This is a genomic window from Bacillus sp. GB_SG_008 (assembly GCF_052038115.1).
Lineage (GTDB): Bacteria > Bacillota > Bacilli > Bacillales > Bacillaceae_G > Bacillus_A > Bacillus_A rhizoplanae.
The window spans coordinates 1-4,496 of the sequence record NZ_JBPZSK010000022.1 but is presented as its reverse complement, the minus strand read 5'-3'; the positions used below and the strand labels follow the sequence as shown (position 1 = coordinate 4,496).

The window sequence follows — 4,496 nt, the reverse complement described above, 5'->3', positions numbered from 1 at the left end:
TTTTTTTAAGATTACTTTTATTGGACTTTTGCTCTTAAATTTCGTTTTCGCGTAGTAATTTTCCATCTCGAAGTGTTAAAATTCGATCACATACATCAAGCATTTTTTCATCGTGTGTAATCATAATTGCTGCTTTTTTGTTTTTCTTAACTTCATGCTTCATTAATTCAACTACTTCTCTAGCACGTTTTGAATCAAGACTAGCAGTAGGTTCATCGGCTAAAATTAAGTCTGGATTATTCATAAAAGCACGAGCGATGGCTACACGTTGTTTTTCACCGCCTGAAAGTTGATTTGGATAATGATTCATTCGATGTGATAATCCAAATGTTTTCAGTAATTCAGTTGCAAGCTTGTCCGCTTCTTTTTTATTTTCTCCCTTTAACTTAGCGATATATAAAAGTTGTTCTTTAACCGATAAGAAAGGTACGAGATTCGCGAATTGGAATATAAAACCAATTTTTTCTAGACGAATACTTGTCATCTCTTTTTCTGATAAATTTGTTACGTTTTGCTCAGAAATATAAATGTTTCCTTTTGAAGGAGAGAGAAGTGCACCAGCAATGGAAAGCAATGTACTTTTCCCTGAACCTGATGGACCAACAATACCGATGAATTCGCCCTCTTTTACATCTAATGTAATTGGATGTAAGGCAGTTACTTCTGTATCTCCTTCGCCATATACTTTACTTACTTGTTCAAGCTTTAATAATGACGCTGGGTTATCCCATTTCACTTCTGTTACCATTACATTCCACCTCCGATTGCTTCTAGTGCATCTACTTTCAATACTTGATATAGAGAAATTAGTGTACCGAATATACTAATTACGATAAAGATACCTGAATATTGTAAGATTGTTGTTGTTGTTAATAAGAATGGCATGCCAGCTGGTAAAACAGTCTCTATTGCCAAGATTAAGCCAATGCCGATTACAAGAGCGACACCAGATAAGAAGATAGATTGTACAACTAAATTACCTGCTAAATATGAGTTTTTTGTTCCGATTGCTTTTAATACGCCTAATTGGTGTGTTTTTTGTAAAGTAATAACATAGAAGAAAACACCGATTAATAATGCTGAAATTACAAGTAAAAACGCAATAATCATTGTTAATGTTCCTTGTTCTTCTTTATAACCTGGAATACCTTGTAGTACTTCTTTTTTATCAACGATTTTTACATTATCTGTATTATCGATTTTTTTATCAGTATTTAGAGCGATTATACTGTAATCTTTTTCATTTGGCATTGCAATGCTGCTCCATACATTTTCATTCATATGAACAACAGGTGTATGGCTAAACATTTGATTTTCTGTAAATCCAACAACTTTGAAAGTTTTCTTAGAAATAGGATCTACTAGCTCATCTCCAAGCTTTATACCTTTTTCTTTGATGGATTCATCAGCAACGATTTCATTGTCTGCTAAAGCACTGTTTTTCCCTTCAATCACTTTTGGGGCAATGAATGCATCTTGTTTACTTGCAAAAATAGCAGCATCAACTTTTTTTGAACTTCCTTCTTTTTCAAATGTCGTCATTTTAAGATGCATTGGAACCGCATCTTTTTCATCAACTTGTGCTAATACTTTATCTACGTCGTCTTGCTTAATTTGAGAGCGTAATAATTTACCCTCGGCATCACTTGATACTACAAACTTGTCTGCTTTCATTTCGATAATGGAAGAGGCATTATCATGAGATAAACCATTTGCTAAACCTGATATGATAAGTACAAGAAATGATAAAAGTATCATAATTGTACCGATTAATCCGTATCGTAATTTTGATTGTTTTAATTCTTTAAGTGCTAAAAACATTACGTTCATTCCTCCTTGTTTCGTTCTATGCTCTTATCATAAAGAGGAAATATGAACGGAATATGAACAAAATATTACAAAAGCAGAGTCTACCGTTTATCCCGCTATTCGCGGGCAGTAAAACCTCCACCTCAAGATTAAGAGAAAACGAAGAAGATAGGTGGGGAATAACTGCCTGTAAAAGCCCGATTGGTTCAACTAACTATCAGTGGGGGATGAAAAAAACTCCCACTGATGGGAGTTTTCATATAGATTCTTCTTTTGGTTTCGGAAGGTAAATGGAAAAGGTCGTTCCTTTTCCAAGTTCACTATCAACAGTTATTGCTCCGCCATGAAGGTCAACGACTTTTTTTACAATAGAAAGACCTAATCCGCTTCCATTTACATTTCTGTTTCGCGCAGTATCGACTTTATGAAAACGATCAAATATTTTTTTTATTTCATTCTCCGGTATACCAATACCCATATCAGTAATCGAAATACGCCACTCTGTTTCCAGTTCTTCTGCTTCAAATGAAATTGTTCCGCCGCTTTCTGTAAATTTGATGCTGTTGGTAAACAAGTTGGTCCATACTTGATGAAGCAAGTTTTCATCTCCGTAAATTTGTATGCTAGGAACATCCATTTCAACTGCAAGTTCTTTTGTTCGCCATTCCCACTCAAGCATAAAAATAATATCTTTTATTTGTTTCCCTAAATCAAAAGGTTGCTTACATAAAGTAAGATCTTCTTTATCAAGCGATGCTAACATTAATAATTGTTTACATAAACTGGACATGCGTCGACTTTCGGATTCAATGATTTCTAAGTAATGTGTCTGCTCAGATTTCGTTAAATCATTTGTTTGTAATGTTTTGGAAAATCCTTGAATAGATGATAATGGTGACTGAAATTCATGCGAAACATTCGAAACAAATTCTTGTCGCATCTGCTCTGAATTTCGTAATCTTTTGGCCATTCTCCGAAAGCTAGTTGCAAGTGTGCCAATTTCATCGCGCCGATTTTCTGGCAGTGCTAAATCATAGTTCCCACTTGCAATTTCTTTTGTCGCGCCTGTAAATCTTTGAATAGGGCGAACGACAAAGCGGGTAGCTATCGCGATACAAATCAGGCTGATTATAATAGTTAATCCTAATAAAACAGCATAGAAAATACGTAATTCTCCAAATTGCTGTTGAATATCTGGGCGAATAAATAGCGCATACACTTTACCGTTATTTTCAACAGGAATTCCTATACTATTCGAAAGTGTATTGTCAAAAAAGCCGGTAGCAAATAAATGATTTGGATATGTTAAAATCCCATTGTATATATTTCCGTTTAATACATGTTCAATCGTCTCTTCGCTAACATTCATTTTCTTGAAATCATCACCGTATCGCTTACCTTGTTTTTTATCGTCTACTAAGTAAATTTCAAAGCCAAGGCTAGAAATAGATTGTAAATAATCATCTTTATTAAGTTCTGTATTTTTTTCATATAAATGCTTTACTTCTTCTGCATACTTTAAAATTTTCTCACTGTTATATGGTTTTAAATACACATGATAATATACATTTGTAAGTAAAAATGCTACAACACTACTAATTAACATAATAAAAATCGATATAATGACAAATCTTGAATATAATGATCGCATAGTATTTCACCTCTAATTCATTTTTCTATCCCGCATTAACGGGCAGTAAGACTTCCACCTTGAAATTTTGAAAAAATAAAGAAGAGAAGTGGGGAGGAAGAAAAAACTGACGGAGTTCTACGTTTGTAGAATAAGAAATGTTTATGAACAGAAGATGAACACGTTATTACAATTGCGAATAAAACGAAAAGTGTGCTGTCAGCAAATTTGATAGCACACTTTTCACTTTATTTAAACGATGAACCATTAGTTTATTTCAAATCTGTTGGAATTGAAGAAATTTGCTTGGAACGGTTTGGCTTGAAAAAAATTAGAATCGAAGGGAGCAGCATACCACGAACAAGGAATGTATCAATTAAAATCCCCATTGTCATCGTCAAACCGAACAGAAAGAGTTCCTGAAGTGGTTGCGTAATGAGTACGCCGAATGTAGCTGCGAGTATAATACCTGCTGATGAAATGACGCCCCCTGTTAAAGCAACCCCGCGTGCCACAGCTTCTTTCCATTCATGTTTTTGTGCCTCTTCTTTGATTCGGGATACGAGCATAATATTATAGTCCACCCCTAATGCAATGAGAAATACAAAGGTGTAGACCGGTAGACGATAGCTAATCGAGTCGTAACCTAAAATATAATGAAAGATCATCCAACCTAGTCCTAGCGTTGCTGAATAAGAAAGTAACATTGTTATCATCATTGTGAACGCGATAATGATAGATCGTGATTGATATGTCAGCATAATGAGAATGAAAAGGGAAATGAGCGAGAACGTCACGATCGTATCTTTTTGATTTAAAGCTTGCACATCTAATTGCTGTGCTGTTTGCCCGCTATAATGCAAGGAATACTGCTCTGAATCGAAGCCACTTTTCGTTAACAAGTCCTTACTATTGTCTCGGAGCGTACTTATTGTATTTAAAGCTGCTTTATCGTATGGGTTGTCTTGCAAGGTCAATTGCAGTCTGATGGCATGCTTTTCTTCTGATAAGAAATTTTTTGGCAAATTCGAATTTGGTGCGGATAATCCTGAAGTGA

The 4,496-nt window shown here is 34.8% G+C and carries 4 protein-coding genes; all 4 read right to left on the bottom strand.

All coding sequences use genetic code 11. From position 1 onward, the window contains the following. Positions 1–34: 34 nt before the first annotated feature. Complete coding sequence (locus ACTDJC_RS22360; protein WP_098308161.1) at positions 35–748, bottom strand: ABC transporter ATP-binding protein; 714 nt, start codon at positions 746–748, stop codon at positions 35–37. Further along, on the bottom strand, positions 748–1,821 hold the full coding sequence (locus tag ACTDJC_RS22355) for an ABC transporter permease (RefSeq protein WP_440604575.1): 1,074 nt from the start codon (positions 1,819–1,821) through the stop codon (positions 748–750). The genes ACTDJC_RS22360 and ACTDJC_RS22355 overlap by 1 nt, the downstream gene beginning before the upstream one ends. 244 nt (positions 1,822–2,065) lie before the next feature. Continuing rightward, a complete protein-coding gene (locus tag ACTDJC_RS22350) occupies positions 2,066–3,460 on the bottom strand; it encodes a sensor histidine kinase (RefSeq protein WP_098308165.1) in 1,395 nt (464 codons plus the stop codon). A 251-nt stretch (positions 3,461–3,711) separates the two neighbouring features. Beyond that, a partial coding sequence (locus ACTDJC_RS22345; RefSeq protein WP_440604722.1) for an MMPL family transporter occupies positions 3,712–4,496 on the bottom strand: 785 nt, incomplete at its 5' end.